The organism is Streptomyces sp. NPDC002520, from assembly GCF_053595235.1.
Window position 1 is genome coordinate 1 of sequence record NZ_JBSFXG010000050.1, and the last position, 26,221, is coordinate 26,221.

Below are 26,221 nucleotides of genomic sequence, written 5' to 3' on the forward strand. Positions count from 1 at the left end.
TCCACTCCCCACGGCGGTGGGTGTCGGGGTCGGTCCCCCGGGGGGGGGGCCCGGGCCGGGGGGGCTGGCCCCCCGCCCGGGGGCGCCGGCCCGGGCCGGCGCCCCGGGCCGGGAGGGTCCGGGAGGCCCCTGTCATACGGGCGAAGTGATCGAAGTCACTCGTCTCGGACGTAGGACGGTTCGGAAATGCCGGGACACAGCGGGCGCCCCCTCAGGGAAGACCCCGAGACCTGGGGCCCCGTCTCCACCCAGGGGAGTACTCGGCAGGTCATGGCTCATCCTCCGGGAGGCCCGCGATTCGGTACGAAGGCATGACGTCCCCCGGGTGTCCCGAGCCTAGATTTGAGGTCAAGCGGCGGGTGCAGCACTCGTCCCCCGAGGTCAGACACCCGCCGCTGCCGATGACAACGCAGGCCGTCCCACGTGGACGGCCGGACACAGACGGTCAGGAGAGGGACCATGGCCCACACGGCACCCCGGCGCACAGCGTTCGGCACCCGCCCCACGGGCCGCCGCCACCCCCTGGTGGCGACGCTCATGGCCCTTCCTCTGGCGGCCCTGCTCCTCGTCGTCTTCGACGGCTGGGAAACGGTGGCCACACAGGCGTCGTCCGTGGGTGTGATGCTGGGGCGCTGAGCGGCGACCCCAGGCCCGGAAGAGCGGTCCGGGCGGGGACATCCATCCATGAAACCCCGTGGGGACGGGGGTGCGGCGGACGGCACAAATGCCGGCGCAGCTGGGGAGCTGCGCCGGCATTACGCCGTTTTCGGGGGCGGTTGTGACGGGGCGGGCGGAGTCCGCACCGAAGTGGCGTCAGTACGCTCGGCCGGACAGCCGAACCGACCGAGGACTCAGTGACCGCAGACACCACCGCCCTTCTCGACGCGCTGACCGTGAAGGTCAGGGCCGCCGCCCACCCCGGTAGCGAAGGGGCTCCCTGTACGTGTGGCACCGGCGCCCTCGCCGAGCGGGCCGACGCCACCGTGGTCCGGCATGCCGACACCGTCGCAAAGGCCCACGCGCCGGACACCGATCCCGCCGAACTGGCTCTCCGCGTCGCCCTGGCGACCCGCGTCCCGGACGTCCTCCTCGCACCGCTCGCCCAGACCCCGGCCACCCTGCACGACCGCCTCGTGACGTTCTGGCCGTACGGCACCCCCGTGGACCGGGACGACCCGGACGCCGCCCCCTGGGAAGCCGCCGCCACGCTCCTCGCCCGGCTGCACCGGACGGCGCCTCCTCCCGCCCTGCCGGCGATGCGAGGGCCGGTCAAGGCCGCCCGTGCCGTCGCGCGGCTGCGTTCCGCGCTGACCACCGCGTCCCACGTGGGCGGGCCGGCGGTCCTCATGGCCTGGGCGGCTCTGCCCGCATGGGCTCGCGCCGAGGCGCCGATGCCCGGTGCGCCCGTGCTCTGTCACGGCGACCTGCACCTCGGTCAGCTCGTCCGGTACCCGGCAGCCGACGGCCCCTGGCGTCTGATCGACGTGGACGACCTCGGCGTCGGCACCCCGGCCTGGGACCTCGCCCGCCCCGCCGCCTGGTACGCCTGCGGACTGCTCCCGCCCGAGGAGTGGAGCCGCTTCCTGGCCGCCTACCGAGCGGCCGGCGGCCCGGCCGTCCCCCCGGACGGCGACCCCTGGGCCGCCCTGGACGTCCCGGCTCGCGCGCTCACGGTGCAGACCGCCGCCCTGGCCGTCACCAAGGCGCTCGCCGCGAACCGGCCGCTGGACGAGGTGGAGCAGGCCGTGGTGGACGCCTGTGCCCGAATGACGGCCGTACCCCGCCAATTGACGCACGAATTCCCGAAGTAGGCTGCAACCGACCCAGGCCGGACGGAGTCTGTCCTGGGGAAACGTGAAGCAGCACCAACCGGCGAGGAGTTGAGCCGAGCATGCAGTGTCCGAAGTGTCACGCGCCGATGCACACCTACAACCGCAACGGCGTCCAGATCGAGCAGTGCAGCGGCTGCCGCGGAATCTTCCTCGACTACGGCGAGCTCGAGGCGCTCACCCGCCTGGAGTCCCAGTGGTCCCAGCCCGCCCCGCCGTCGCCCGCTCCGCAGGCCTACCCCGCCGCCCCGCCCGCGCCCGCCTGGGGCGCCCCGCACGGCGGTCACGGCGGCCACTACGGCCACCAGCGTCACAAGAGCTTCGGCCACATGCTGTTCTCCAGCTGAGCGGACACGAAGAAGCCCCCGGTCGTGGGACCGGGGGCTTCGGTGTGTGGACGATACTGGGATTGAACCAGTGACCTCTTCCGTGTCAGGGAAGCGCTCTCCCGCTGAGCTAATCGTCCGCGGGCCGTGACCCGTGAGTCACAGACAGTGCGCGATACTGGGATTGAACCAGTGACCTCTTCCGTGTCAGGGAAGCGCTCTCCCGCTGAGCTAATCGCGCGGGGTTCGGATCAGACCGGCCGAGCCGACGGATCCAGTGGACGATACTGGGATTGAACCAGTGACCTCTTCCGTGTCAGGGAAGCGCTCTCCCGCTGAGCTAATCGTCCTTGGAGGTGGAGACGGGATTTGAACCCGTGTAGACGGCTTTGCAGGCCGTTGCCTCGCCTCTCGGCCACTCCACCAGGAGTGTAGGGGATCGGGATGATCCCTACTTCCTGCGAGCGGACGACGAGGCTCGAACTCGCGACCTCAACCTTGGCAAGGTTGCGCTCTACCAACTGAGCTACGTCCGCTTGTCGTTTCGGACCGCTTCCGCGTCCCGGCGACGTGTTGAACTCTAGCGGATTCCTGGGCCAGCACAAAAACGCGTTTGCGCAGCGTGCTGCGGTGCGCCGGGCAGAGGTCGTGGTCAGGGCCCTGCCCGGGACATCCCCGGGCCACCTTTCGGACACCCGACCTAGACTCGACACGTGCTCCACCTCCCCGCTCCCCTCCCTCCTCTCGCCCGATTCGGCGACCGCGTCGCCACCGGCCTCCTCGACGTCACCAGCGATCCCGCCGCATTGGACTCCACCGGCTTCTGGGCCGTGGCCGCGGACTTCGAGGGCCGCCTGACCTGCGCCCGTTTCGCGGACGTACGTGTGCAGCCCGTGCCCGCGCCCGCACCGGGCGGCTGGCACGGCCCGGCGGTGGAGCACTGGACCTCCTCCCTGGACCGCGCCGCCTACACGGCGGCCGTCGGCCGGATCCGCGAGTACATCGCGGCCGGCGAGGTCTACCAGGCCAACCTCTGCCGGGTGCTCGGCGCGCCCGTCGCCCCCGACGCCGACGTGGACGCCCTGACCTCGCTGCTGGCCCGCGGCAACCCGGCGCCGTACGCGGGCACGATCCGGCTGCCCGGGCACGCGGTGGAGATCGCCACCGCCTCGCCCGAGCTGTTCCTGCGCCGGGACGGCCGGATCGTCGAGAGCGGACCCATCAAGGGCACCGGGCGCACCGAGGCGGACCTCCTGGAGAAGGACTACGCCGAGAACGTGATGATCGTGGACCTGGTCCGCAACGACATCGGGCGGGTCTGCGCCACCGGCAGCGTGAGCGTCCCCGACCTGTGCGCGGTCGAGAAGCACCCCGGCCTGGTGCACCTGGTCTCCACCGTCCGCGGCGAGCTGCGCCCCGACGCCGGCTGGCCCGAGCTGCTCACCGCGGCCTTCCCGCCGGGCTCGGTCACCGGCGCGCCGAAGTCCAGCGCCCTGCGGATCATCGAGGAACTGGAGACCGCGCCGCGCGGCCCCTACTGCGGCGGCATCGGCTGGGTCGACGCGGACCGGGAGGTCGCTGAGCTGGCCGTGGGCATCCGCACCTTCTGGATCGACCGGGAGGCCGGTGAGCTGCGCTTCGGCACCGGCGCCGGCATCACCTGGGGATCCGACCCCGAGGGGGAGTGGCGGGAGACCGAGCTGAAGGCGTCCCGGCTGCTCGCGATAGCGTCTGGGGTGTACCAGGAGAGTGGAGAGGCTCTGACATGAGGATCTGGCTGGACGGCGCACTGCGGGACCTCGAGTCCGCCCGGGTCTCCGTCTTCGACCACGGGCTGACCGTCGGCGACGGCATCTTCGAGACCGTCAAGGCGGTCCACGGAAGGCCGTTCGCGCTCACCCGCCACCTGGACCGGCTGACCCGCTCGGCCCGGGGTCTCGGCCTGCCCGACCCCGACCTCGACGAGGTGCGCCGCGCCTGCGCGGCCGTCCTGGAGGCCAACCCGATGCCGCTGGGCCGGCTGCGGATCACCTACACCGGCGGCCACGGCCCGCTCGGCTCCGACCGGGGTGAGCACGGCCCGACCCTGGTCGTCGCCCTCGGCGAGACCTCCCGGCGTCCCGACTCCACGGCCGTGGTCACGGTCCCGTGGACCCGTAACGAGCGCGGCGCGCTCACCGGCCTGAAGACCACCTCGTACGCCGAGAACGTCGTCGCCCTCGCCCGCGCCCACCAACACGGCGCCTCCGAGGCGCTGTTCGCCAACACGGTCGGACAGCTCTGCGAGGGCACCGGGTCCAACGTCTTCGTCGTCCTCGACGGTGAGATCCACACCCCGCCGGTCGCCTCCGGCTGCCTGCCCGGCATCACCCGTGCCCTGGCCGCGGAGTGGACCGGCGCCAAGGAGACCGACCTGCCGCTGGAGGTCCTGGAACGGGCCGAGGAGATCTTCCTGACCTCCACTTTGCGGGACGTCCAGGCCGTGCACCGGGTCGACGAGCGGGAGCTTCCCGCCGCGCCGGGCCCGGTGACCGCCAAGGCGATGCGGATCTTCGACGAGCGATCCGGCGCGGACCTCGACCCCTGACAGCCGCGGAACACCCGCCCCCTGCCGGTCACGGAAAAATCGGCTGACCGAAGGGTCCGCAGCGGGTAGAACACCCGTGATGACGACGACCCTGCGGCCGACCGAGCCGCTTCAGCAGCATCCCGACGGAACCCGTTCACGCCGCTACCAGGTGTGCGTGAACAGCCGTCCTGTCGGCGAGATCCACCTGGGCACCTCGCCCTCCCTCGGCCCGTCGGTGGCCCGCGTCCACGACCTGCGGATAGCCGAGCCCGACCGGCGGCGCGGCCGGGGCACGGTGGCCGCGCTCGCCGCGGAGGAGGTGGCGCGCGGCTGGGGCTGCACCGGGATCGAGGCCCTGGTCCCCGCCGGGGCGGAGGCCGCGCTGCGGCTCGTCGGCGCCCTCGGGTACACCTTGCGCAACCGGGGCATGGAGAAGCGCCTCCCGGACACGCCGCCCGCACTGCCCCCGGGCAGCGGCGCGCGGCCGATGACGCCGGACGAGTTCGAGGCGTGGTACGCGCACGAGTCCGAGTCCTACGCCCGGGACTGGATCGAGCGGGGCGTCCCCGAGGCAGCGGCCCGCGCGAAGTCCCGCCGGGACCACGAGACGCTGCTGCCGCGGGGGCTCGGGAGCGAGGGCATGCTGCTCAGCGTCCTGGAACACGAGGGGACGCGGGTGGGCACCCTGTGGCTGTGTGTCCGGGACGACCAGGCGTTCGTCTTCGACGTCGAGACCGACGCGGCCCACCGCGGCCGGGGGCACGGCCGGGCGCTCATGCTGCTCGCGGAGCGCCAGGCGATCGGCGCCGGCCGGTCCGTCCTGGGGCTCAACGTGTTCGCGGGCAACCTCCCGGCCGAGCGGCTGTACGAGTCGCTCGGCTACGCGACGACGGACCGCTCCTTCTCCAAGCCCCTGGTGTAGAGGTCCGGTTCCGCGTTGCGGGGATCCGGTTCCGCGGGGATCCGGTTCCGCGGGGATCCGTCTCTGCGGGATCGGCTCACGCCTCCCCGGCCAGCAGCCGGTCCGCGATCTCCTCGATCCGCTCGCGCAGCCCGTCCTGGCTCTTGCCGCCGTCCAGACGCTCGCCGCCGATGACGTACGTCGGGGTGCCGGTCACACCGATCGCCTTGCCCTCGGCCTGGTCCGCGTCCACGATCAGGATGTGCCGGCCGTCGATCAGCGCGGTGTCGAACTCCTCGGCGTCCAGTCCGAGTTCACGGGCCGTCTCGACCAGGAGGGGTTCTCCCGTACGGTCCAGCTCCTCGGCCCTGGCGAGCACCGCCTCGACGTACGGCCAGCCCTTGCCCTGCTCCAGGGCCTCCTCGGCGGCCTGGGCGGCGGCGAAGGCGTGCTTGTGCTTCTCCAGCGGGAAGTGCCGCAGCCGCACGTCCAGCCGGTCGCCGTAACGCTCGCGCAGCGCGCGGACGTCGTTCAGGGCGCTGCGGCAGTCGGGGCACTGGAGTTCGCACCACACGTCGAGGACGACGGGCTCGGTGCGCACGGGGGAGGAGTCGCTCATGCCCACCAGTCTTCCAGGCGAGCCCGGGGTGACCGAATCGGGACGCCACGGCGTCCACCCGGCACCCCAGGAGGAGGCGACCCGGAGATGTCCCTGATGTCGCGCCGGAGCATGGCATCTCGGGTGGCGGACGGTGCAGGATGGAAGGGACGAAGCGCACCTCGCCGGTGCCCTTGCGTCCCCTGCCCACCGACCGAGCCCGCCAGGAGGACCGGATGATTGCCGAGACCGTCTGTTCCGCCGTGTCCGCGGCCGGCCTGGGCATCGCGGCGGTCACGGCGTACCGCAAGCGTTTCGTGGCGGCCGCCCGCATCGCGGCCTACTCGCTGGTCCCGGTCGGCCTGGTGATGACCGGTGTGGTCGGCTGGCTCGCGGACACCGCCTTCAGCCCCACGGCCTGGGCGGGCTTCGGTGTGCTGGGCGCGGCCTGGCTGCTGTTCGCGGGCACTCGTGCCGTCGAGCGCAGGCGCGGCGGCACCCGTGCCGAGCGCAGAGCCGCCCGTGCCGGTCGGAGCGACGCGGTGGCTCCGGCGGCCTCCGCCCCCGCCCTCGGCCCGGCCGCCCGTCCCGCGGCACGCCCCGGCGCCGCCCCCCGGGCCACGGATTCCGCCGACGACTTCAGCGACATCGAGGCCATCCTCAAGAAGCACGGCATATGACCCGCGCATGATGGGCTGAAGCGACACGGACCGCCCCTCGCACGTCCGGAAGCGGTCACGACGCGGAGCGACTCGAACGGGACGGGGCGAATTCAGCGAAGTAGCGCACTTTACAGGCGTGTTGATCGCGTACAGGGCGGCCTCTGCGTCATCATCACCGGCGAGATGCTGGACACGCAACAGAGCGAGGCCGCGCCGCCGAAGGACGAGCCGCGCGGGTGCCTCTTCGCCCTTTCCCAGCCACCGCTGATGATCTTCCTGGCGGTGATCGGGTGTCTCATCCTCATGGCTGCGCTGCACGACCTGCTGCTGCTGTGAGCCGTACACGTCCGTCCCGGCGCCACCCGCCGGGACCGGCGTCGCCCGGGGCGCACGCCCCTCGATCAGCCCGCGGCCTCCTTGCGCCGGGCCCGGTACGCGGCCACGTGCAGCCGGTTCCCACAGGTGCGGCTGTCGCAGTAACGGCGTGAGCGGTTGCGGGAGAGGTCCACGAAGGCCCGTCGGCAGTCCGGCGCCTCGCAGCGCCGCAGCCGCTCCTGCTCCCCGGCCACCACGAAGAAGGCGAGCGCCATCCCGCAGTCCGCGGCGAGGTGGTCGGCCACGGAGGCGCCGGGGGCGAAGTAGTGCACATGCCAGTCGTAGCCGTCGTGGTCCGTCAGGCGAGGCGTGGTGCCGGCCGCGGCCACCAGCTCGTTGATCGACCCGGCGGCGGCCCGGGCGTCCGGGGCCGCGAAGATCCCCGCGAACCGGCCGCGGACCTTGCGCACAGCCGACAGGTCGAACTCGGACAGCACCCCCACGTCACTGATTTTGTGGCTTCGCACGAAATCGGTGAGAGCCGTGACATCCGGCAGTCCCTCCGTTTCCGTGTCGTCCTCCGGTGCGGTGTTCACCAGATCCACCACGGTGTCGAGCGCGCACCGGGTGTCGTGGGTGATCAGCACGTTTCGCTCCCTGGCATGGGGGTCGGGCGGGCGCCCTCCGATGCTGGCCGATGGTAGCGACAACCGCGCCCGGCGCACCGACCTCAGGCCATCGAATTTGCTGCTGGAAGCTCCCTGACGCCAGGAAAACGCCCCGGAGAGCGCCCGTGTTCCCGCTCTCGTCACGCTCCGGAGCGAAACCGGCACGGGCCGACGTCGTCCCGCGAACACTCACGGTGACGACGCCGGCCTGTGCCGTATGCGGTTGTTTTGGCCCGAGCCGTCTCCCCGAGTGGACGGCGCCGGGCGGCTTGGAGGGCGGTGATCTAGCTTTCCGCCAGGATGTGCGACAGCTCCTGATCCAGATCGAAGTGCCGATGCTCCGTGCCGGGCGGCACGGCGGCGTCCGTTCGCTTCAGGAAGGACTCCAGGGCCCGCGCGGGGGCCTCCAGCAGAGCCTCTCCCTCCGGAGAACTCAGGGCGATGCACACCACGCCCTGGCCATGACTACGAGATGGCCAGACGCGGACGTCGCCGGTGCCGGTGGGGCGGTGGAGCCCCTCGGCCAGGAGGTCGCGGGCGAACACCCACTCGACGGTCTCCTCGGCTCCGGTGTGGAAGGTCGCGTGCACGGCGTAGGGGTCGGCCGTGTCGTACCGCAGGCCTGCGGGGACAGGCAGGGATGACTCGCTCGACACAACGAGGCGCAGGTGCAGCTCGCAGCTGACCGTGGTGTTCATAAGCGCCAGGGCCTTTCGCTCAGTGTGCGCTCGGGGATTCGCACGTCGGCGAAATCGACATGCCACCTACGGTGCCGTTGTAAACCCCTCTGCGTGTTTTGCCTGGCTTTACGTAACTCTTCCGGCCGAGAACTCGCACGCGTCCTACGACCATTCCGGTGACCGGATTCGTTCCGGTAGGGTTTGTACGTATGAATACGGGGAGTGACGATCCGGGCGAGGTTGCCGTGGCATCGAACCAGGCGGACGGCGCGGATGGCGTGAGCGACGCGGCCGGTGTGGCCGGTGCGGACGCGGCGCCGGCGGGCGAGGGGCGGTCCGAGCGGGGGCTCGGATCCCGGGCGCCGCATTTCATCAGGGCCCGCAGGGCCCTGCACGTGAGCTGGCAGGTCGGTGTCTTCGTCGTCGGGCTCGCGGTCGTCGTGGCCGGGATCGTCATGCTGCCGCTGCCCGGACCCGGCTGGGTCGTGATCTTCGGCGGCATGGCGATCTGGGCGACCGAGTTCGTCTGGGCCCAGCTCGTCCTGCGCTGGACCAAGCGCAAGGTGACCGAGGCGGCCCAGCGGGCCCTCGACCCCCGGGTGCGCCGCCGCAACATCACGCTCACGGTGATCGGTCTGGTGATCGTGGCTGTGCTCGCCGGGATCTACCTGTGGAAGTTCGGCGTCGTGATGCCCTGGAAGATCAAGGATCAGTGATCCGGCGCCCGAGGGTGGCGGCCGTCCCGCGGCCCTCGCCCCCCGGTGCCTGGTCGGAGGCACCCCCTGACATGGGGTAATGTTCTTCCTGCGTCCGGGCGATTAGCTCAGTGGGAGAGCGCTTCGTTCACACCGAAGAGGTCACTGGTTCGAACCCAGTATCGCCCACCCGGACCGACGGCCCATCCGCGAACAGCGGGTGGGCCGTCGTCGTGTGTACGCCCGTCCGTGCCTCCGTCGCCGGCCCGTACGGCGACAGCCCTCCGGGAAGAGGACGGTGACGATCCGTTATCTGTGCCGGGTTCCTGCCGTCCCGTGTGTCCGGGACGCCTGAGGTCGCCCGCGGAATCCTCTGGATGTTTTTCGGAATAGCGTCGGAATTCGTCGCAGGGCGCGGAAATGAAGGAATTCCTTTCATCCCCAAACCGCCCTGCCGACAGGCAATCTGAGGGCCGATCACATAGGGAGACGGAAACCGCTTCACGGGCGAGGGAAGAGCGCCGTCGCACGGGCGGCGGCGCTCGCCACCGAGTGTGGGCCGCGTCACGGCGCGACGCATGAGTACGCGTACTCAGAATCGGCGCGCCCGTACAGGCAGACTCACTCCATGGACTGGAACCACTACCGATTCCGCACCCTGTGGTCCCTGCCCGCCCCGCCCGCCGTCGTCTACACGGCACTGGAGCGGATCGAGGACTATCCCCACTGGTGGCCGCAGGTGCGCTCGGTGACGCTGCTCGACACCTCCACCGGAGTCCTCACCATCCGGTCCGTCCTGCCGTACGAGCTGACCCTCACCGCTCGCGAGACCCGCCGCGACCCGGTCGCCGGAGTCCTGGAGGCGGTCATGTCCGGCGACATCGAGGGCTGGGCCCGCTGGACGGTCACGGCCGACGGCCGCGGCACGGCGGCCCGCTACGACCAGGAGGTGGACGTCAGCAAACCCCTGCTCAGGAAGCTGGCCGTGCCGGGGCGGCTTCTCTTCCGCGCCAACCACAGCCTGATGATGCGGGCCGGCCGGCGTGGACTGCTCCGCCGTCTGGGAGCGGTTTGAAGTAACACCGTGCCGCCCTGTATTGTTCGGTGCGTTCCCGGGCGATTAGCTCAGTGGGAGAGCGCTTCGTTCACACCGAAGAGGTCACTGGTTCGAACCCAGTATCGCCCACCGGGAAGGAGCCGGTCCGCAGCAGCGGACCGGCTCTTCTGCTGTCCTGGGGCGTCTCGGGCGAGGAACGGGCACCGCCGTCAGGCCGCCGCCGGCAGCTCCGGTCGCAACGGCCAGTCCGTGCTCACCGTCTCCTCCGAGCCGCTGCGCGCGAACCACGCCTGCAGGCCGCGGGCCTGGGCCGCGTGCCAGGTGGCCTGGAGGGTGTGCAGCTCGGCGGGGGACAGGCGCTCCAGCCGGGTCGCGAAGCGCCGGCCCAGGGCCCGTACGACATCCAGGGCGGCCACCGCGTCCGCCGCCGCCTCGTGCGCGCCCTGCAGCGTCACGCCGTAGTGCTCGCACAGGTCGGTCAGCGTGCGGCGCCCCTTGCGGTAGCGGTCCAGATGCTTGTCCAGCACCCGGGGGTCCAGCACCCGCAGCGGCGCCCCCTCGAACCAGCGGTCCAGCGAGGACGCCCGGTGCCGGCGCAACTCCCGGTCCAGCAGCGTGAGGTCGAACGGCGCGTTCATCACCACCAGCGGACGCCCCATCGCCGCGTGCTCCGTCAGCTGCTCGGCTATCTCGTACATCACCGGCGCCGGCCAACGGCCGTTGTGCTGAAGGTGCTCGTCCGTCAGACCGTGCACCGCCGTCGCGGCCTCCGGCACCGGAACGCCCGGGTTCACCAGCCAGCGGGTGACCCGGGGCCGGGTGCCCGGCGCATCCTGGACGACGACGGCGGCCGACACGATCCGGTCGGTCTCGACGTCGACGCCCGTCGTCTCCGTGTCGAAGGCGGCCAGCGGCCCCTCGTACCAGTTCGTCATCCCAACCCAACTCCTCGTTCACCCACGGCAGATGACGTTCCGTCTTCTGCCCGTTTGGTGATACCCGGGCCGTTTGCGCCGTACGCCGGAAGGACACAACAGGAGTACGGGTCTTTGCAGTTCAGCGGCCCACATCGGGGAAATTCTTGGCTTGGAAGGCTGTTGGTCATGGCCATAGCGCAGCCCGAGCGGGGCGGGCTGCTGCCCGACCGCTCGGGCCCCCTTCGCGGCACGCTCGCCACCACCGCCTGCATGGAGACGCTGCAGGTCGGCTATCTGCACGCGGTCGCCGCCGCGGCCGGCTGCTCGCTGTCCCAGCCCTTCCCGGACAACGGCATCGACTGGCACGTCAGCCACAGCGCCCCCGGACACACCGTCGACGACGAGGTGACCATCAAGGTGCAGCTGAAGTGCACCTACCAGGTCCCGCCGAACCCCCCGGGCCGCTTCTTCTCCTTCACCCTCGACAACGACCATCTGCGCAAGCTCGCCCGCACACCCGTCTCGGTGCACAAGATCCTGGTCGTCATGCTCGTCCCGCGCTCGCAGGACGACTGGCTGCGCGCCAGCCACGACCGGCTCGACCTCCGGCACTGCTGCTACTGGGTCAACCTGGCCGGTCAGCCGGTCACCGGCCGGCACCGGACCACCGTGCGGATACCGACCTCACGCATCTTCGACGACCGGGCGCTGTGCGAGATCATGACGCGGGTCGGGACGGGAGGCAGACCATGAGGAGCCGTCCCTACGACGAGCAGGTCCGGCAGGTCCGGCCGCACCCCGACACCTCCCCGGGAACCGTCCCCTGGAACGAGCCCCCCGACCCCGCCGGGGTCGACCCGGCCGTGCTCGGCGCGCTGCTGCGCCGGCACGGCTGGCACCGGCGCGGCGGGGCGGCCGGCCGCTACGGCCGCTGGACCCCGCCCGGCCCGGCCGCCGCGGGCACCAGCCTGCTGGTGCCCGAGAGCCGCGCCTTCCCCGACAGCGACGACCTGCTCGGCGAGGCCCTCGACGCGCTCGCCCGCAGCGACACCCCCTCCGCGCGCGAGGTACTGATCTCCCTCGCCGTGCCCAGCGACGAGATCCGCTGGTGGCGGGACACCCGCAGCGGTCCCGTCGGCGCCGCGCCCTGGGCCGTCGACGAGCAACTGCGCGCCGCCGCCCGGCAGATGCTGCTGGCCGCCGCGCTCGCCACGCGCGCGCGTGCCGGTTACTACGGCGCCCGGCACCGGCGCTCAGCCGCCGCCCTGCTGGAGAACGTCCTCGTCGGACCCGCCGCCGAGGACGGCCGGCTGACCGCCTTCGTCCCCGTGCCCGCCGGCCGTGCCCTCGCCGTCCGCCTCCACCAGGCCCTGCACGCGGCCCGCGAGGCCATCGACTACGAGCGCGCCACCGGCGGCATGGACGCCTTCGACGGCGCCGTCGAAGCCGGCGTCAGCCGCGAACTGACCGAGGCGCTGACCACGCTCGTCCGCGGCACCGAGGGCGCCCGCATCGCCGTCGCCTGGGCTCCCGGCTCCGGCGTCCCCGAGGGCTGCGCCGCCTTTGCCGAACCCGTCGAGTTCTCACCCTGCGACCTGCCCGTGCTGCGCGCGGCCGGCACCCGCTACCTCCAGGAGGAACCCTCCGTTCCGGTCCGGATCACCGGGGCCGTCGTCCGCCTGCGCCGGTCCGGGCCTCGCGGCGAGGGCGCCGTACGACTGCGGGTGCTCGCGGGCGCCGAGGTCCCGCACGTCCGCGTCACCCTGAGCGAGGAGGACTACCGCATTGCCGGCCACGCCCACCTCGTCGGCCTCCCGGTGCGGGTGCACGGCCGGCTGGAGCGCCGGGGCGGGTTCCGCAGGCTCACCGGCGCCTGCGGCGTCGTACCCGTCCAGGTGGACGAGGCCGAGCGGGACCGGCTGATGAAGTCGCTCCAGGAGAACCTCGACTTCTTCGAGGAGGCGTGCGGGGAGGCGTACGGGAGCGAGGACTGAAAGTAACCGTTTCGCGATCGGAGGTGTCGGGTCGGTACGATCCGTTCAGCGCGCGCTCCTGGTATGGCGCCGCACCCACCTTCAGTCAGGAGAGACCGGTGTCAGACGTCCGTGTGATCATCCAACGGGATTCCGAGCGGGAAGAACGTGTGGTGACGCCGGGCACCACGGCCGCGGATCTCTTCGCGGGCGAGCGTTCGATCATCGCCGCGCGCGTGGCCGGCGAGCTGAAGGACCTGGCGTACGAACTGTCCGACGGCGACGAGGTCGAGGGCGTCGAGATCTCCTCCAAGGACGGTCTCGACATCCTGCGCCACTCCACCGCGCACGTCATGGCGCAGGCCGTGCAGGAGCTCTTCCCCGAGGCCAAGCTGGGCATCGGCCCGCCCGTCAAGGACGGCTTCTACTACGACTTCGACGTCGAGAAGCCCTTCCACCCCGATGACCTCAAGGCCATCGAGAAGAAGATGCAGGAGATCCAGAAGCGCGGGCAGAAGTTCTCGCGCCGGGTGGTCACCGACGACGAGGCCCGCGCGGAGCTGGCGGACGAGCCGTACAAGCTGGAGCTGATCGGCCTCAAGGGCTCGGCGTCGCACGACGACGGCGCGGACGTCGAGGTCGGCGCCGGCGAGCTGACCATCTACGACAACCTCGACGCCAAGACCGGCGAGCTGTGCTGGAAGGACCTGTGCCGCGGTCCGCACCTGCCCTCCACCCGCCTCATCCCGGCGTTCAAACTGATGCGCAACGCGGCCGCCTACTGGCGCGGCAGCGAGAAGAACCCGATGCTCCAGCGCATCTACGGCACCGCCTGGCCGTCCAAGGACGAGCTGAAGGCGCACCTCGACTTCCTCGTCGAGGCCGAGAAGCGCGACCACCGCAAGCTCGGCCACGAGCTGGACCTCTTCTCGGTCCCCGAGCAGATCGGCTCCGGCCTCGCCGTCTTCCACCCCAAGGGCGGCATCGTCCGCCGTGTGATGGAGGACTACTCGCGCCGCCGGCACGAGCAGGAGGGCTACGAGTTCGTCTACACCCCGCACGCGACGAAGGGGAAGCTCTTCGAGACCTCGGGCCACCTGGACTGGTACGCCGACGGCATGTACCCGCCCATGCAGCTCGACGAGGGCGTGGACTACTACCTCAAGCCCATGAACTGCCCGATGCACAACCTGATCTTCGACGCGCGCGGCCGCTCGTACCGTGAACTGCCGCTGCGTCTCTTCGAGTTCGGGACGGTGTACCGGTACGAGAAGTCGGGCGTCGTGCACGGTCTCACCCGTGCCCGCGGCTTCACCCAGGACGACGCGCACATCTACTGCACCCGTGAGCAGATGTCGGAGGAGCTCGACAAGACGCTCACCTTCGTCCTCGGCCTGCTGCGTGACTACGGCCTGACCGACTTCTACCTGGAGCTGTCCACCAAGGACCCGGAGAAGTACGTCGGCTCCGACGAGACCTGGGAGGAGGCCACCGAGACCCTCCGCCAGGTCGCCGAGAAGCAGGGCCTGCCCCTCGTGCCCGACCCGGGCGGCGCCGCCTTCTACGGACCGAAGATCTCCGTCCAGACCAAGGACGCCATCGGCCGCACCTGGCAGATGTCGACCATCCAGCTCGACTTCAACCTGCCCGAGCGCTTCAACCTGGAGTTCACGGGCCCGGACGGCTCCAAGCAGCGCCCGGTCATGATCCACCGCGCGCTGTTCGGCTCCATCGAGCGATTCTTCGCGGTGCTCCTGGAGCACTACGCGGGCGCCTTCCCGGCGTGGCTCGCCCCGGTCCAGGCGATCGGCATCCCGATCGGCGACGCGCACGTCGAGTACCTGGAGAAGTTCGCCGCGGCGGCCAAGAAGCAGGGTCTGCGCGTCGAGGTCGACTCCTCCTCGGACCGCATGCAGAAGAAGATCCGCAACGCTCAGAAGCAGAAGGTGCCCTTCATGGTCATCGCGGGCGACGAGGACATGTCCCAGGGCTCGGTGTCCTTCCGCTACCGCGACGGCTCGCAGGAGAACGGCATCCCGTTCGACGAGGCCATCGCGAAGATCGCGAAGGCCGTGGAGGATCGCGTCCAGGTCTGATCCGGACCGCCTGGCCGGAGCCAGGAGTCCTGAACCGGTCCGGCCGGCTCGCAGGGCCCTCGGGGATCACCGCCCCGGGGGCCCTTGCCCGTCCCCGCCGTCGCCGCCCCGCGCGAAACGCTGCATCAGCCACGAGGTGAACGAACCGGTCACCGCGCCCAGCAACGCCAGGCCGCAGATCATCATCACCACCGCGATGAGCCGCCCCCGCACCGTCACCGGGACCACGTCGCCGTACCCGACCGTCGACAGGGTCGAGCAGACCCACCACGCCGAGTCGCCGAAGGTGCGGATCGAGGCGTACGGTGCGTCGTGCTCGGCCTGGTACACCTCCAGCGCCCCGGCGAAGCCCACCAGAACCGAGCCCAGGCCCGCGTACAGCATCACGCGGATCTGGAGCGGCAGCCGCGAGCGTCCGTGCCGCCGCTCCACCGTCTCGTAGGTCCGCACGATCCGCACCGGCCGCAGCAGGGGCAGGATGACGACGACCGAGTCCAGCCAGTGCCGCCGGACGAACAGGGGCAGCCTCGTGCCACTGAGGCGCCAGCGCACCACGTAGTCGACGGCGAAGAACGCCCAAGCGGTGCTCGTCAGCGACAGCAGCAGGTCGTGGGCGGCTCCGGACAGACCGTGGGCGAGGACATGCACGGCGTAGGCGCCGAGATAGACCAGCCAGGCGAAGGTGAGCGGGAGGTCGGTCCGCCGTTCCCAGCGCCGCATCCGGTTGTCGTCGTCCACCGGCCAAGCTTGGCCGGTGGCCTGCTTCCCGCCGCCCCGGCGACACGCCGCGAACGGGCGAAGCCATATGCTGCCTAGCATGACGAGTGAGCCGGAGCAGCAGATCGGAGTGGGGACGCAGGACGCGTTCCAGCGCCTGTGGACGCCCCACCGGATGGCCTACATCCAGGGCGAGAACAAGCCGACCGGCCCTGGGGCCGGGGACGGCTGCCCGTTCTGCTCGATCCCGGCGAAGTCCGACGAGGACGGTCTGATCGTCCGCCGCGGCGAGCACGTGTACGCCGTGCTCAACCTCTACCCCTACAACGGCGGCCACCTCATGACCGTGCCCTACCGGCACGTGGCCGACTACACCGACCTGACCGGCCCCGAGACCGCCGAGCTGGCCGAGCTGACCAAGCAGGCGATGACCGCCCTGCGCACCGCCTCCGGCGCCCACGGCTTCAACATCGGCATGAACCAGGGCACGGTCGCCGGCGCCGGCATCGCCGCCCACCTGCACCAGCACGTCGTCCCGCGCTGGGGCGGCGACACGAACTTCATGCCGGTGGTGGGCCACACGAAGGTGCTGCCGCAGCTGCTGGCGGACACTCGGAAGATGCTCGCGGAGGCCTGGCCGGCGAGCTGAACAGCGGGGGTTCGGGGGCGGCAGCCTCCGAGGCGCGCCCACGAATCCCCACCGGCCGAACCTCCGGAGGCCTACGCGTCGTACAGGTCGGCCTTCCTCGGCGTCGGGTCCTGCACCTGACCGCTCAGGAACGACGAACGCGTGCCGAACTTCTCCGTGTCCACGCCGTTCTCCTCGAGCAGCTTGATCGCGGCCGAGTGCACCACTCGCAGCACCGGCGTGGCCGCACGCAGCGCGTCGTCGGCCATGAAGCGGTGCCGCCACGGCTGGTCGGCCCAGGCGTGCCGCAGGCCGAACGGCTCGGGCAGGGCGAGCGAGCCGCCGAGCCAGTTGAGCAGCGGCGGGTACCAGGTCAGCGGGGCGCGCGCGGTGAGCCGCACGACCTCGTCGGTGGGGACCAGCGGCAGCATGACCTTGCGGGTCTCCCACGGCTTGAGGGACTTGGCGACTTCCTTGCTCGGCGGCTCCGGCTTGGTGGTGAACAGCGGGTTCACCGGGCCCAGCGCGTGCCCGGTCACCTCGATGCGCAGCGTCTCGTGCAGCACGGTGACCGTGATCATCATGGTGATCACCAGCTGCCCGTCCCACAGCGTCCACTGGACGCCCAGGTAGTGCCGGTCGCCGCTGCCGAACTGCTGCTTGTTGCAGATCTCCTGTATGGCGTGCTGCTTGACCTGGAACGCCTCGACGTCCGTGCCCTCCGGCCGGGACACCGCGGTCGCGCCCTCCCCGATCGGCGTGACGATCCAGTGCCGTATGGACGGCTTGGGGAAGCCGCCGGTGTTCAGCGGGCCGCGCTCCAGCATGCGCAGCTGGTCGTGGATCGAGCGTATGACGTCCCAGCTGCGGAAGGGGTGGATCTCCCGGGTGGGGTCGGCGGGGGACAGCTCCTCGGCGAGCTGCCAGGCACCCCAGCGGGTGCCCATGCCGAGTATGCCCTTGGGGCCGGCGTAGAAGACCGAGTTGGACTGCTGCTCGGCGCTGAGCCGGGCCAGCGACTGACGCAGCGCCTCGGCGGCCGTCTCGCCGGGGGCGCGCGGCACGGCCTCGGGGACCTTGGCGCCGACACTGCTGCCGGAGAGTAGGCCGTCCCAGCGTGCCCGCAGGTCCTTCGCGGTGCGCTCGCAGATCTGCTTGGCCCAGAACCAGCCGAGCACCGGCACGACGACGCACGCACGCGCGTACCAGCCCCAGAACCCGTTCAACGGCATCTTCAGCAGGAACAGGGCGGCGACCACGCCGACCGCGGTGAGCAGTGCGGTGGCCAGGGCACCGGCCCGCTTGTCGTCCCGCTTGGCGACGAACGTGCGCAGCTGGAAGACGAGCAGCCAGCCGATCAGGCCGGGCAGGAAGATGAGGCCGCACAGCACCATCACCGCGGACAGCCGGTTGTCGCGCTCGCGGCGCAGGTTGTTCGCCGCCAGACAGTGCTCCACGACGACCTGTGGCTCGGCGCCGAAGGACTGGATCAGCGGCTTGCGGCCAGGCGCCAGCATGCGGTCGACGACGGCCCGCGAGAAGGCCTCGCCGAGGTTGGGCCGGAGGATCGTCGCCCACTTGCGACCCGGCTTGACGGTGGACTTGTGCCATTCGTTGTCGGTCTTCTTGATGTCCTCGACCACGTTGTCCCGGTAGGCGGCCGAGGCCAGCGCGAAGGTCGCCGCCTGCTCCGCGTCACCGGAGACCGGCACCTGAGGCCCGTCCCACTCCGTTGCCACCGACATTCCCGCCCCCATCGCCGCCCGTGTCGCTCCTGCGGCCTTCCCGACTTCCTTGCTCCGCACACCTGTTGAACAGGCCATCGTGCCGAAATCGTCCGGCGACCGCACGGCTTCGGCATGACGTGATCAGGAGATCAGCGTATCCGCCACCACTGACAGCGCGTCGGCGGACGGCCGAAGCCGCCCGCCGGCGCACGGAGTGGACGAGGCGCGAACTAGGGGGTCTCGCCCGCCTGTTCGCGGATCCGGTCGGCCACCTGGGGCGGCATCGGCTCGTGCCGCACGTACGCGCGGTCGAAGCGGGCCGTGCCGTGCGACAGGGAACGCAGGTCGATCGCGTACCGGCCGATCTCGAACTCGGGGACCTCGGCCCGGATCAAGGTCCGCCCGGAGCCCACCTGTTCGGTGCCGAGCACCCGGCCGCGCCGGGTCGACAGGTCGCTCATCACCGCGCCCACGTAGTCGTCGGAGACCAGCACGCTCACCTCGGCGACCGGCTCCAGCAGATGGATCCGGCTCTCGGCCGCGGCCTCGCGCAGCGCGAGCGCGCCCGCCGTCTGGAAGGCGGCGTCGGAGGAGTCCACCGAGTGCGCCTTGCCGTCCAGCAGCGTGATCCGCACGTCGACCAGCGGATACCCGGCGGCCACGCCCTTGGCGGCCTGCGCCCGTACGCCCTTCTCCACGGACGGGATGAACTGCCGGGGCACGGCGCCGCCGACCACCTTGTCCACGAACTCGATGCCTGAGCCGCCCGGCAGCGGTTCCACCTCGATCTCGCAGATCGCGTACTGCCCGTGCCCGCCGGACTGCTTCACGTGCCGGCCGCGCCCGCCGGCCTTCGCGGCGAACGTCTCCCGCAGGGAGACCCGGTGCGGGACGACGTCGACCTGGACGCCGTACCGGTTGCGCAGCCGCTCCAGGGCCACGTCCGCGTGGGCCTCGCCCAGGCACCACAGCACCACCTGGTGGGTGTCCTGGTTCTGTTCGAGCCGCATCGTCGGGTCCTCGGCGACCAGGCGGGCGAGCCCCTGGGAGAGCTTGTCCTCGTCCGCCTTGCTGTGTGCCTGGATGGCGAGCGGCAGCAGCGGGTCCGGCATCTGCCAGGGCTCCATCAGGAGCGGGTCGTCCTTGGCCGAGAGCGTGTCCCCGGTCTCGGCGCGGCCGAGCTTGGCCACGCACACCAGGTCGCCCGCGACGGCGTGGGACACCGGGCGCTGCTGCTTGCCGAAGGCCATGGACAGGGCGCCGATCTTCTCGTCGACGTCGTGGTCCTCGTGCCCGCGGTCGGCGAGGCCGTGCCCGGAGACGTGCAGCGTCACCTCGGGACGCAGGGTGCCGGAGAAGACACGCACCAGGGACACACGGCCGACGTACGGGTCGGAGGAGGTCTTCACGACCTCGGCGACCAGCGGACCGTCCGTGTCGCAGGGCGTCAGCTCACGTGTCCGGCCGTCGATCGTCGTGACCCCGGGCAGGGGATGCTCGAACGGGGTCGGGAACCCGCGGGTGACGAGCTCCAGCAACTCCACCGTGCCCAGGCCCTGCCGGGCGCCCTCGGCGGCGGGAGCGGCCGCCAGGACGGGGAAGAACGTGCCGCGCGCGACGGCCCGCTCCAGGTCCTCGATCAGCGTCTTGACGTCGATCTGCTCGCCGCCCAGATAGCGGTCCATGAGGGTCTCGTCCTCGCTCTCGGCGATGATCCCCTCGATGAGCCTGTTGCGGGCCCCGGCGATGTCCGGCAGCTGCTCCTCGCCGGGTTCGGACTCCTCGCGTTCCCCGGTCGAGTAGTCGAACAGCTTCTGCGACAGCAGCCCGACCAGCCCGGTCACGGGCGCGTGCCCGTCGGGACCCTCGGGCCCGCGCAGCGGCAGGTACAGCGGCAGCACGGCGTCGGGGTCGTCGGCGCCGAAGGCCTCGGCGCAGATCCGGGTCATCTCCTCGAAGTCCGCGCGGGCGGCCTCCAGGTGCGTGATCACGATCGCGCGGGGCATGCCGACCGCCGCGCACTCCTCCCACACCATCCGGGTCGAGCCGTCCACCCCGTCCGAGGCCGAGACGACGAAGAGGGCCGCGTCCGCCGCGCGCAGACCGGCCCGCAGTTCCCCGACGAAGTCGGCGTAGCCGGGGGTGTCGAGAATGTTGATCTTGATGCCGTCCCATACGACCGGGACCAGGGAGAGCTGTACCGAACGTTGCTGCCGGTGCTCGATGTCGTCGTAGTCGGAGACGGTGCCGCCGTCCTCCACGCGGCCCGCCCGGTTCACCGCCCCCGCGGTCAGCGCGAGGGCCTCCACCAGAGTTGTCTTGCCCGATCCGGAGTGGCCGACCAGCACCACATTCCGTACGGACGCGGGTTGGTCGGCCGCCACTGCCCTGCCGGCGGCCCCGGGGTGTGATTGCGCCTTGTCGCCCATGATCCTGCCTCCCGTACACGGTGAGGTCACTGCGGGCACGGACACGCGGAACCGCGTGCGGTGGCGGCTCCGGCGACGCCCGCGGTCCTTCGAGCTTTCCACTCCCGTCACGTCGCGTCCATACGAATGACCACGAAGCACCGCCCGGGACGCTCGCAGGCATGATCACGGGATCGCGGCACCGGCTGCGGGTGCCCGCCCGCCACGTGCGCGCGTGCGTGGCTACGATGGGCCAGCCGGCGACCACCAGGGCCGCGGCGACACCGACCGTCGGGAAGGCCATGCTGAACAAGTACGCGCGTGCATTCTTCACGCGTGTCCTCACACCGTTCGCCGCGTTTCTCATCCGCCGGGGCGTGAGCCCCGACACGGTGACGCTCATCGGCACGGCCGGTGTCGTGGCGGGCGCGCTGGTCTTCTACCCCCGGGGCGAGTTCTTCTGGGGAACGGTCGTGATCACGCTCTTCGTCTTCTCCGATCTCGTCGACGGCAACATGGCCCGCCAGCTGGGCCGCTCCAGCCGCTGGGGCGCCTTCCTGGACTCCACCCTGGACCGGGTCGCCGACGGCGCGATCTTCGGCGGCTTCGCCCTGTGGTACGCGGGCAACGGCGACGACAACGTCCTGTGCGCCGTCTCGATCTTCTGCCTGGCCAGCGGCCAGGTGGTGTCGTACACCAAGGCGCGCGGCGAGTCGATCGGGCTGCCCGTCGCCGTCAACGGGCTCGTCGAACGCGCCGAGCGCCTGGTGATCTCGCTGGTCGCGGCCGGTTTCGCGGGCCTTCACAAGTTCGGCGTGCCGGGCATCCAGTGGCTCCTGCCGATCGCCCTGTGGATCGTCGCCGTGGGCAGCCTGGTCACGCTGGTCCAGCGCGTCGTCACCGTCCGCCGCGAGTCCGCTGAGGCGGACGAGGCCGCGCGGCACAACGCGTCCCGGGGGAGCGAGGCGGCCAAGTGAGCACCGCCGACCGCTTCACCGACGCGCTGTACGGCCTCGGCTGGAGCACCGTCAAGAAGCTCCCCGAACCCGTCGCGGTCCGTCTCGGGCGGACCATCGCCGACCTCGCCTGGAAGCAGCGCGGCAAGGGCGTCCAGCGGCTGGAGAGCAACTACGCGCGCGTGGTGCCCGACGCCGGCCCCGAGCGGCTCGCGGAGCTCTCGCGCGCGGGCATGCGCTCCTACCTGCGCTACTGGATGGAGTCCTTCCGGCTGCCGGCCTGGAGCCGTGAGCGCGTACGGAACGGATTCGACCCGAAGGACGTGCACCACCTGACCGACGGCCTCGCCTCGGACCAGGGCGTTCTCCTCGCGCTGCCGCACATGGCCAACTACGACCTCGCGGGCGCCTGGGTCACCACCAAGCTGGAGACGCCCTTCACGACGGTCGCCGAGCGCCTGAAGCCCGAGACGCTCTACGACCGCTTCGTCGCCTACCGCGAGGGCCTCGGCATGGAGGTGCTGCCGCACAGCGGCGGCTCCGCCTTCGGCACCCTGGCCCGGCGGCTGCGCGACGGCGGCCTGGTCTGCCTGGTCGCCGACCGGGACCTGTCCGCCTCCGGCGTCGAGGTCGAGTTCTTCGGCGAGCGCACCCGGATGCCCGCGGGCCCGGCCCTGCTCGCCCAGCAGACCGGCGCCCTGCTGCTGCCCGTCACGCTCTGGTACGACGAGTCGCCCGTCATGCAAGGCCGGGTGCATCCCCCGATCGAGGTACCGGAGTCAGGTACGCGGGCCGAGAAGACGTCTGTGATGACACAGGCGCTGGCCGACGCCTTCGCCACCGGGATCGCCGATCATCCGGAGGACTGGCACATGCTCCAGCGGCTGTGGCTCGCCGACCTCGACCCCGCGAAGGGACCCTCGTGAGAATCGGGATCGTCTGCCCGTACTCCTGGGACGTGCCCGGTGGCGTCCAGTTCCACATCCGCGACCTCGCCGAGTACTTCATCCGGCTGGGTCACGAGGTCTCCGTCCTCGCCCCGGCCGACGACGACACCCCGCTGCCGCCCTACGTCGTCTCGGCCGGCCGCGCGGTCCCGGTGCCGTACAACGGCTCGGTGGCCCGCCTGAACTTCGGGTTCCTGTCGGCCGCGCGGGTGCGGCGCTGGCTGCACGAGGGCGCGTTCGACGTGGTCCACATCCACGAGCCGACGTCCCCGTCGCTGGGCCTGCTGACCTGCTGGGCGGCACAGGGCCCCATCGTGGCCACCTTCCACACCTCCAACCCGCGCTCGCGCGCGATGATCGCCGCGTACGCGATCCTCCAGGCCGCGCTGGAGAAGATCAGCGCCCGCATCGCGGTCAGCGAGTACGCCCGCCGCACCCTGGTCGAGCACCTGGGCGGGGACGCGGTGGTCATCCCCAACGGTGTCGACGTCGACTTCTTCGCCGGGGCCGAGCCCAAGCCCGAGTGGCAGGGGGACACGATGGGCTTCATCGGCCGGATCGACGAGCCCCGCAAGGGCCTTCCGGTGCTGATGAAGGCGCTCCCGAAGATCCTGGCCGCCCGCCCGCAGACGCGCCTGCTGGTCGCGGGCCGGGGCGACGCGGAGGCGGCCGTCGAGGACCTGCCCGCGGAACTGCGCTCGCGCGTGGAGTTCCTCGGCATGGTCAGCGACGAGGACAAGGCCCGCTTCCTGCGCAGCGTCGACCTGTACGTCGCGCCCAACACCGGCGGCGAGAGCTTCGGCATCATCCTCGTGGAGGCCATGTCGGCGGGCGCCCCCGTCCTCGCCTCCGACCTCGACGCCTTCGTCCAGGTCCTCGACCAGGGCGCGGCCGGCGAGGTCTTCGCCAACGAGGACGCGGACGCGCTCGCCGAAGCGGCCGTACGCCTGCTCGCGGACCCGGAGCGGCGGGCCGAACTGCGCGAGCGGGGGAGCGCCCACGTGCGGCGGTTCGACTGGTCCACGGTCGGCGCGGACATCCTGTCGGTGTACGAGACGGTGACGACGGGCACGGCGGCGGTGGCGGCGGACGAGCGGTCGAGGCTGCGGGCGCGGTTCGGGCTGGCACGGGACTGACGCGAGAGCGGCGCGGCACCGGCCTGGGGCCGACGCGGCGCCGACCTGAGACCGACGCGGCGCCGACCTGAGACCGCGGCGGTGCACCGGCCTGAGACCGGAGACCGACGCGGCACCGCCTCGGGATCGAGGCGGAGCGGGTCGGAGCGGGGTGGAGCAGGTAGGAGCCGGACGGAGCGGGGCGCCGACGCCTTCGTGCGTGGCCGCGATGCCCCGATAGCCTTCGCCCGTGACTCCAACCCTCATCTGGATCCTCGTCGCCCTCGTGGCCGTCGGCCTGTACCTGAGCTGGACGGCCGGGCGGCTGGACCGGCTGCACGTGCGGATGGACGCCGCCCGCGCGGCCCTCGACGCACAGCTGCTGCGCAGGGCGTCCGTGGCCCAGGAATTGGCCACCTCGGGCGTGCTGGACCCGGCCGCCTCGATCGTGCTCTACGAGGCCGCGCACGCCGCCCGGCAGGCCGAGGAGGAGCAGCGGGAGGTCGCGGAGAGCGAGCTGAGCCAGGCCCTTCGCGCGGTCTTCGCGGATCCGCAGCAGGTCGAGGCCGTACGAGAGGCCCCTGGAGGCGAGGAGGCGGCCCGTGAGCTCGCCGAGGCGGTGCGCCGGGTACCGATGGCCCGCCGCTTCCACAACGACGCCGTGGGGGCCGCTCGCAGGCTCCGCGAGCACCGCAAGGTGCGCTGGTTCCGGCTGGCCGGTCACGCCCCGTTCCCGCTGGCCTTCGAGATGGACGACGAGCCGCCCACGGCCCTGGTGGAGCGGGCCGCCTGAACCCGCGGTGGACGAAAACGATCCACCGGGTTGCCATTGGCCCTTGCTGTGGCCTGGTCCGTTCACGTTTCCTGCTCTGGCACCAGAAACCCTCTTTTTTCCTTCAGCGAGGTCACCCGTGTCCACCACCGAGAACCAGGCTCCCGAGACCGGCACCGCGCGCGTGAAGCGCGGCATGGCCGAGCAGCTCAAGGGCGGCGTGATCATGGACGTCGTCACGCCGGAGCAGGCGAAGATCGCCGAGGACGCGGGCGCCGTCGCCGTCATGGCCCTGGAGCGGGTCCCGGCCGACATCCGCAAGGACGGCGGCGTGGCCCGTATGTCCGACCCGGACATGATCGAAGGCATCATCGACGCCGTCTCCATCCCGGTCATGGCGAAGTCCCGCATCGGCCACTTCGTCGAGGCCCAGGTCCTGCAGTCCCTCGGCGTGGACTACATCGACGAGTCCGAGGTCCTCACCCCGGCCGACGAGGTCAACCACTCCGACAAGTGGTCCTTCACGACCCCCTTCGTGTGCGGTGCCACCAACCTGGGCGAGGCCCTGCGCCGCATCGCCGAGGGCGCGGCGATGATCCGTTCCAAGGGCGAGGCCGGTACCGGCAACGTCGTCGAGGCCGTCCGTCACCTGCGCCAGATCAAGAACGAGATCGCCAAGCTGCGCGGCTTCGACAACCACGAGCTGTACGCCGCCGCCAAGGAGCTGCGCGCCCCGTACGAGCTGGTCAAGGAGGTCGCCGAGCTGGGCAAGCTCCCGGTGGTCCTCTTCTCCGCCGGTGGCGTCGCCACCCCGGCCGACGCCGCTCTGATGCGCCAGCTCGGCGCCGAGGGCGTCTTCGTCGGCTCCGGCATCTTCAAGTCCGGCGACCCGGCCAAGCGCGCCGCCGCCATCGTGAAGGCCACCACCTTCTACGACGACCCGAAGATCATCGCGGACGCGTCCCGCAACCTCGGCGAGGCCATGGTCGGCATCAACTGCGACACGCTCCCCGAGACCGAGCGCTACGCCAACCGCGGCTGGTAAGGCGCCGGAACACATGAACACCCCCGTCATTGGCGTCCTGGCCCTCCAGGGCGACGTACGGGAGCACCTCATCGCCCTGGCCGCGGCAGACGCCGTGGCCAGGCCGGTGCGGCGCCCCGAGGAACTCGCCGAGGTCGACGGTCTCGTCCTGCCCGGCGGCGAGTCCACCACCATCTCCAAGCTGGCCGTCCTCTTCGGAGTGATGGAGCCCCTCCGCGCGCGCGTGCGGGACGGCATGCCCGTCTACGGCACCTGCGCCGGCATGATCATGCTCGCCGACAAGATCCTCGACCCGCGCTCGGGCCAGGAGACCATCGGCGGCATCGACATGATCGTGCGCCGCAACGCCTTCGGCCGCCAGAACGAGTCCTTCGAGGCCTCGGTCGACGTCCTGGGCGTCCCGGGCGATCCTGTGGAGGGCGTCTTCATCCGCGCCCCCTGGGTCGAGTCCGTGGGCGCCGGGGCCGAGGTGCTCGCCGAGCACGACGGCCACATCGTCGCGGTCCGTCAGGGCAACGCGCTCGCCACGTCGTTCCACCCGGAACTGACCGGCGACCACCGCGTGCACTCCCTGTTCGTGGACATGGTGCGCGCGAGCACGGCGGCGGAGTCCTTGTAGG

General features: G+C 71.4%; 27 protein-coding genes and 7 tRNA genes. 22 read left to right on the plus strand and 12 right to left on the minus strand.

What is annotated here, in order from left to right:
• Positions 1-459 precede the first annotated feature (459 nt).
• The 3 genes from ACWD5D_RS40165 to ACWD5D_RS40175 all read left to right on the plus strand — a co-directional run bounded on the left by ACWD5D_RS40165 (position 460) and on the right by ACWD5D_RS40175 (position 2,176).
• Complete coding sequence (locus tag ACWD5D_RS40165) at positions 460-636, plus strand: hypothetical protein (protein WP_451377703.1); 177 nt, start codon at positions 460-462, stop codon at positions 634-636.
• Positions 637-854: 218 nt separating this feature from the next.
• Positions 855-1,811, plus strand: a complete 957-nt coding sequence (locus ACWD5D_RS40170) for a phosphotransferase family protein (RefSeq protein ID WP_451377704.1) — start codon at positions 855-857, stop codon at positions 1,809-1,811.
• An 80-nt stretch (positions 1,812-1,891) separates the two neighbouring features.
• Complete coding sequence (locus ACWD5D_RS40175; protein ID WP_451377705.1) at positions 1,892-2,176, plus strand: TFIIB-type zinc ribbon-containing protein; 285 nt, start codon at positions 1,892-1,894, stop codon at positions 2,174-2,176.
• 47 nt (positions 2,177-2,223) lie between these two features.
• Here the strand turns inward: ACWD5D_RS40175 and ACWD5D_RS40180 are convergent.
• The 5 genes from ACWD5D_RS40180 to ACWD5D_RS40200 form a co-directional block, all read right to left on the minus strand.
• A tRNA-Val gene (locus ACWD5D_RS40180) sits at positions 2,224-2,295 on the minus strand.
• 29 nt (positions 2,296-2,324) lie between these two features.
• Positions 2,325-2,396, minus strand: a tRNA-Val gene (locus ACWD5D_RS40185).
• Between the two features lie 37 nt (positions 2,397-2,433).
• A tRNA-Val gene (locus ACWD5D_RS40190) sits at positions 2,434-2,505 on the minus strand.
• Between the two features lies 1 nt (position 2,506).
• Positions 2,507-2,580 (minus strand) — tRNA-Cys (locus ACWD5D_RS40195).
• Positions 2,581-2,618: 38 nt separating this feature from the next.
• Positions 2,619-2,691 (minus strand) — tRNA-Gly (locus ACWD5D_RS40200).
• A gap of 177 nt (positions 2,692-2,868) precedes the next feature.
• On the opposite strand from ACWD5D_RS40200, the gene ACWD5D_RS40205 reads away from it, so the two are divergent.
• From ACWD5D_RS40205 to ACWD5D_RS40215, 3 genes are all read left to right on the plus strand, one after another.
• A complete protein-coding gene (locus ACWD5D_RS40205; protein WP_451377706.1) occupies positions 2,869-3,924 on the plus strand; it encodes a chorismate-binding protein in 1,056 nt (351 codons plus the stop codon).
• The gene (locus ACWD5D_RS40210; protein WP_451377707.1) at positions 3,921-4,742 is read left to right on the plus strand and encodes an aminotransferase class IV; all 822 of its coding nucleotides are present in this window, start codon (positions 3,921-3,923) and stop codon (positions 4,740-4,742) included. The genes ACWD5D_RS40205 and ACWD5D_RS40210 overlap by 4 nt, the downstream gene beginning before the upstream one ends.
• 79 nt (positions 4,743-4,821) lie before the next feature.
• Positions 4,822-5,646, plus strand: a complete 825-nt coding sequence (locus ACWD5D_RS40215; protein WP_451377708.1) for a GNAT family N-acetyltransferase — start codon at positions 4,822-4,824, stop codon at positions 5,644-5,646.
• 76 nt (positions 5,647-5,722) lie between these two features.
• Here ACWD5D_RS40215 and ACWD5D_RS40220 read toward each other — a convergent pair whose 3' ends face one another.
• A complete protein-coding gene (locus tag ACWD5D_RS40220) occupies positions 5,723-6,244 on the minus strand; it encodes a DsbA family protein (protein WP_451377709.1) in 522 nt (173 codons plus the stop codon).
• Between the two features lie 215 nt (positions 6,245-6,459).
• Here ACWD5D_RS40220 and ACWD5D_RS40225 point away from each other — a divergent pair, with 215 nt between their 5' ends.
• Positions 6,460-6,903 carry a hypothetical protein gene (locus tag ACWD5D_RS40225; protein WP_451377710.1) on the plus strand — a complete coding sequence of 148 codons (444 nt, stop codon included), beginning with the start codon at positions 6,460-6,462 and terminating at the stop codon, positions 6,901-6,903.
• Positions 6,904-7,068: 165 nt separating this feature from the next.
• Positions 7,069-7,221 (plus strand): hypothetical protein, encoded by a 153-nt coding sequence (locus ACWD5D_RS40230; RefSeq protein WP_451377711.1) that lies wholly within the window; start codon positions 7,069-7,071, stop codon positions 7,219-7,221.
• Positions 7,222-7,286: 65 nt separating this feature from the next.
• Here the strand turns inward: ACWD5D_RS40230 and ACWD5D_RS40235 are convergent, their stop codons facing one another.
• Together ACWD5D_RS40235 and ACWD5D_RS40240 are read right to left on the minus strand one after the other, a co-directional pair.
• Positions 7,287-7,847 (minus strand): CGNR zinc finger domain-containing protein, encoded by a 561-nt coding sequence (locus ACWD5D_RS40235; protein WP_451377712.1) that lies wholly within the window; start codon positions 7,845-7,847, stop codon positions 7,287-7,289.
• 305 nt (positions 7,848-8,152) lie between these two features.
• Positions 8,153-8,566, minus strand: coding sequence for an SsgA family sporulation/cell division regulator (locus ACWD5D_RS40240; RefSeq protein WP_004002642.1), 414 nt, complete (start codon positions 8,564-8,566; stop codon positions 8,153-8,155).
• A 191-nt stretch (positions 8,567-8,757) separates the two neighbouring features.
• Here ACWD5D_RS40240 and ACWD5D_RS40245 point away from each other — a divergent pair, with 191 nt between their 5' ends.
• From ACWD5D_RS40245 to ACWD5D_RS40260, 4 genes are all read left to right on the plus strand, one after another.
• Positions 8,758-9,264, plus strand: coding sequence for a TIGR02611 family protein (locus ACWD5D_RS40245; protein WP_451377713.1), 507 nt, complete (start codon positions 8,758-8,760; stop codon positions 9,262-9,264).
• A 96-nt stretch (positions 9,265-9,360) separates the two neighbouring features.
• A tRNA-Val gene (locus tag ACWD5D_RS40250) sits at positions 9,361-9,432 on the plus strand.
• Positions 9,433-9,871: 439 nt separating this feature from the next.
• On the plus strand, positions 9,872-10,318 hold the full coding sequence (locus tag ACWD5D_RS40255) for an SRPBCC family protein (protein ID WP_451377714.1): 447 nt from the start codon (positions 9,872-9,874) through the stop codon (positions 10,316-10,318).
• A 39-nt stretch (positions 10,319-10,357) separates the two neighbouring features.
• Positions 10,358-10,429, plus strand: a tRNA-Val gene (locus ACWD5D_RS40260).
• Positions 10,430-10,509: 80 nt separating this feature from the next.
• Here ACWD5D_RS40260 and ACWD5D_RS40265 read toward each other — a convergent pair.
• The gene (locus ACWD5D_RS40265) at positions 10,510-11,235 is read right to left on the minus strand and encodes an exonuclease domain-containing protein (RefSeq protein WP_451377715.1); all 726 of its coding nucleotides are present in this window, start codon (positions 11,233-11,235) and stop codon (positions 10,510-10,512) included.
• Between the two features lie 168 nt (positions 11,236-11,403).
• Here ACWD5D_RS40265 and ACWD5D_RS40270 point away from each other — a divergent pair, with 168 nt between their 5' ends.
• The 3 genes from ACWD5D_RS40270 to thrS all read left to right on the plus strand — a co-directional run bounded on the left by ACWD5D_RS40270 (position 11,404) and on the right by thrS (position 15,286).
• A complete protein-coding gene (locus ACWD5D_RS40270) occupies positions 11,404-11,970 on the plus strand; it encodes a DUF4365 domain-containing protein (RefSeq protein ID WP_451377716.1) in 567 nt (188 codons plus the stop codon).
• Complete coding sequence (locus ACWD5D_RS40275; RefSeq protein WP_451377717.1) at positions 11,967-13,211, plus strand: hypothetical protein; 1,245 nt, start codon at positions 11,967-11,969, stop codon at positions 13,209-13,211. Before ACWD5D_RS40270 ends, ACWD5D_RS40275 begins: the two co-directional genes overlap by 4 nt.
• Positions 13,212-13,309: 98 nt before the next feature.
• The gene (gene thrS, locus ACWD5D_RS40280; RefSeq protein WP_451377718.1) at positions 13,310-15,286 is read left to right on the plus strand and encodes a threonine--tRNA ligase; all 1,977 of its coding nucleotides are present in this window, start codon (positions 13,310-13,312) and stop codon (positions 15,284-15,286) included.
• Between the two features lie 66 nt (positions 15,287-15,352).
• Here thrS and ACWD5D_RS40285 read toward each other — a convergent pair whose 3' ends face one another.
• A complete protein-coding gene (locus ACWD5D_RS40285) occupies positions 15,353-16,024 on the minus strand; it encodes a potassium channel family protein (protein ID WP_451377719.1) in 672 nt (223 codons plus the stop codon).
• 67 nt (positions 16,025-16,091) lie between these two features.
• Between ACWD5D_RS40285 and ACWD5D_RS40290 the strand changes: the two genes are divergently transcribed.
• Positions 16,092-16,652 carry an HIT family protein gene (locus ACWD5D_RS40290; protein WP_451377720.1) on the plus strand — a complete coding sequence of 187 codons (561 nt, stop codon included), beginning with the start codon at positions 16,092-16,094 and terminating at the stop codon, positions 16,650-16,652.
• 71 nt (positions 16,653-16,723) lie between these two features.
• On the opposite strand, the gene ACWD5D_RS40295 is transcribed toward ACWD5D_RS40290, so the two are convergent.
• Entirely contained in the window at positions 16,724-18,376 is a 1,653-nt protein-coding gene (locus tag ACWD5D_RS40295; RefSeq protein WP_451377721.1) for a hypothetical protein, read from the minus strand.
• Positions 18,377-18,588: 212 nt separating this feature from the next.
• Entirely contained in the window at positions 18,589-20,787 is a 2,199-nt protein-coding gene (locus ACWD5D_RS40300) for an elongation factor G-like protein EF-G2 (RefSeq protein WP_451377722.1), read from the minus strand.
• Positions 20,788-21,068: 281 nt separating this feature from the next.
• Here ACWD5D_RS40300 and pgsA point away from each other — a divergent pair, with 281 nt between their 5' ends.
• From pgsA to pdxT, 6 genes are all read left to right on the plus strand, one after another.
• Positions 21,069-21,743, plus strand: coding sequence for a phosphatidylinositol phosphate synthase (gene pgsA, locus ACWD5D_RS40305; protein ID WP_451377756.1), 675 nt, complete (start codon positions 21,069-21,071; stop codon positions 21,741-21,743).
• On the plus strand, positions 21,740-22,648 hold the full coding sequence (locus tag ACWD5D_RS40310) for a phosphatidylinositol mannoside acyltransferase (protein WP_451377723.1): 909 nt from the start codon (positions 21,740-21,742) through the stop codon (positions 22,646-22,648). Before pgsA ends, ACWD5D_RS40310 begins: the two co-directional genes overlap by 4 nt.
• Entirely contained in the window at positions 22,645-23,805 is a 1,161-nt protein-coding gene (locus ACWD5D_RS40315) for a glycosyltransferase family 4 protein (protein WP_451377724.1), read from the plus strand. Before ACWD5D_RS40310 ends, ACWD5D_RS40315 begins: the two co-directional genes overlap by 4 nt.
• Positions 23,806-24,034: 229 nt before the next feature.
• Positions 24,035-24,577 (plus strand): hypothetical protein, encoded by a 543-nt coding sequence (locus ACWD5D_RS40320; protein WP_451377725.1) that lies wholly within the window; start codon positions 24,035-24,037, stop codon positions 24,575-24,577.
• 118 nt (positions 24,578-24,695) lie between these two features.
• Positions 24,696-25,601, plus strand: a complete 906-nt coding sequence (gene pdxS, locus ACWD5D_RS40325; protein ID WP_031161827.1) for a pyridoxal 5'-phosphate synthase lyase subunit PdxS — start codon at positions 24,696-24,698, stop codon at positions 25,599-25,601.
• A 13-nt stretch (positions 25,602-25,614) separates the two neighbouring features.
• Positions 25,615-26,220, plus strand: a complete 606-nt coding sequence (gene pdxT, locus ACWD5D_RS40330) for a pyridoxal 5'-phosphate synthase glutaminase subunit PdxT (RefSeq protein WP_451377726.1) — start codon at positions 25,615-25,617, stop codon at positions 26,218-26,220.
• Position 26,221 lies beyond the last annotated feature (1 nt).